The organism is Acidovorax sp. KNOB132, from assembly GCF_057541515.1.
In genome coordinates, this window is sequence record NZ_BAAJYT010000427.1 from 1 (window position 1) to 2,065 (window position 2,065).

The window sequence follows — 2,065 nt, forward strand, 5'->3', positions numbered from 1 at the left end:
CGGGCAGGCGGGCCCGGCACGCGGTGCGGCCGCCACGTGGCGCCGCCGCCCCGCGCATCGGCCCGGATTTCCGGGTTTTCCCTTGCCAATCAACCACTTGCCGGCACGCACGGATTCCGCATAAGCATGCGCCGATTCCTTTGCAGCGCTGGCGCGCCGCTGGGTCTTCAATCCATTCCATCCCCCCGCCGCGATGGTCGCGCCGGGCAAACCAGGAAGGTTCGATCCCATGACGCGCAAATTCAAGGTAGTGGCGGTTTCCGGCAATGTGCAGCGCCCCTCGCGCACGCTGGTGCTGGTGGAAGAGTTGATCGCCGCGCTCAGCGAGGCATTGCCCATCGAGGCGCACACCATCGAACTGGGGCCGCTGGCCCCGCAGATCGGCGGCGCGCTCTACCGCAGCCAGTTGCCTGCCGCCGTCGAAACGGAGCTGGCCGCCATCGAATCGGCCGACCTGCTGATCGTGGCCAGCCCGGTCTACCGCGGCTCGTACACGGGCCTGTTCAAGCACCTGTTCGACTTCGTGCACCACGAGGCGCTGATCGACGTGCCCGTGCTGCTGGCCGCCACCGGTGGCAGCGACCGCCATGCGCTGGTGATCGACCACCAGCTGCGCCCGCTGTTCAGCTTCTTCCAGGCGCGCACGCTGCCGCTGGGCGTGTATGCCTCGGAGCAGGACTTCCAGGGCTACGAGATCGCCAGCGCCGCCCTGCGCGAGCGCATCGTGCTGGCGGTGCAGCGCGCGGCGCCCCTGGTCGGCATCGCGCCGCAGGCCGCGCCCGCGCTGCGCCTGGCGCAGGCGGCCTGAACCCCGCCGGCCACCCCTTTCCCCCTTCCTCTGTCCAGGAGCATCGCCATGAGCCACGACACGACTTCCGCTTCTTCTTCCTCCGCCGCCGGCATCCGCTTCGCCTACTGGGTGCCCAACGTCAGCGGCGGGCTGGTGGTCAGCACCATCGCCCAGCGCACCGACTGGAGCCTGGAATACAACCAGCGCCTGGCGCAGGCGGCCGAGAAGGCGGGTTTCGACTACGCGTTGAGCCAGATCCGCTTCACCGCGGGCTATGGCGCCGAATACCAGCACGAGTCGGTGTCGTTCAGCCAGGCGCTGCTGCACGCCACCACCAAGCTCAAGGTGCTGGCCGCCATCCTGCCCGGACCGTGGAGCCCGGCCGTGGTGGCCAAGCAGATCGCCACCATCGACCACATCAGTGCCGGGCGCATCGCCATCAACGTGGTGAGCGGCTGGTTCAAGGGCGAATTCCAGGCCATCGGCGAGCCCTGGCTGGAGCATGACGAGCGCTACCGCCGCTCCGAGGAATTCATCCGCGCGCTCAAGGGCATCTGGACGCAGGACAACTTCACCTTCAAGGGCGACTTCTACCGCTTCAATAACTACACGCTGAGCCCCAAGCCCGTGCAAAAGCCCCATCCGGAGATCTTCCAGGGCGGCAGCTCGCGCGCCGCGCGGGACATGGCCTCGCGCGTGTCGGACTGGTACTTCACCAACGGCAACACGCCCGAGGGCGTGAAAAAGCAGATCGACGACATCCAGGCCAAGGCCGCCGAGACGGGCCACCGCGTGCGCATCGGCATCAACGCCTTCGTCATCGCCCGCGACACCGAGGAAGAGGCCCGCGCCGTGCTCAAGGACATCATCGACCACGCGCACGTGGAGGCCGTGCACGCCTTTGGCGACGCGGCCAAGCAGGCCGGCCAGGCCTCGCCCGAGGGCGAGGGCAACTGGGCCAAATCCACCTTCGAGGACCTGGTGCAATACAACGACGGCTTTCGCACCAACCTCATCGGCACGCCGCGCCAGGTCGCCGAGCGCATCGTGGCACTGAAGGCCGTGGGCGTGGACCTGATCCTGGCCGGCTTCCTGCACTTCATCGAAGAGGTCGAGTACTTCGGCGAGAAGGTGCTGCCGCTGGTGCGCGAACTGGAAGCGCAGGGCCTGGGCGCACCCGCCGGGGCCGCCATCGGCGAGCCCGCCGAGGCCGTCGCCGCCTGACCCGCACAGGCACAACGCCCCACCCGCCGCCGCCCACCCTCCAACTGGCGC

Annotated in this window: 2 protein-coding genes; both read left to right on the top strand. The window is 68.7% G+C overall.

All coding sequences use genetic code 11. From position 1 onward, the window contains the following. The first annotated feature begins 229 nt into the window (after positions 1 to 229). On the top strand, positions 230 to 808 hold the full coding sequence (gene msuE, locus AC27IO_RS23365) for an FMN reductase (RefSeq protein ID WP_284409704.1): 579 nt from the start codon (positions 230 to 232) through the stop codon (positions 806 to 808). 48 nt (positions 809 to 856) lie between these two features. Continuing rightward, the gene (sfnG, locus tag AC27IO_RS23370; protein ID WP_498741051.1) at positions 857 to 2,014 is read left to right on the top strand and encodes a dimethylsulfone monooxygenase SfnG; all 1,158 of its coding nucleotides are present in this window, start codon (positions 857 to 859) and stop codon (positions 2,012 to 2,014) included. Positions 2,015 to 2,065: the final 51 nt, after the last annotated feature.

What these genes read in the sequence shown, in the direction of transcription:
- sfnG (WP_498741051.1), top strand. Translation starts at nt 857, where the DNA reads ATGAGCCACGACACGACTTCCGCTTCTTCTTCCTCCGCCGCCGGCATC.
- msuE (WP_284409704.1), top strand. Translation starts at nt 230, where the DNA reads ATGACGCGCAAATTCAAGGTAGTGGCGGTTTCCGGCAATGTGCAGCGC.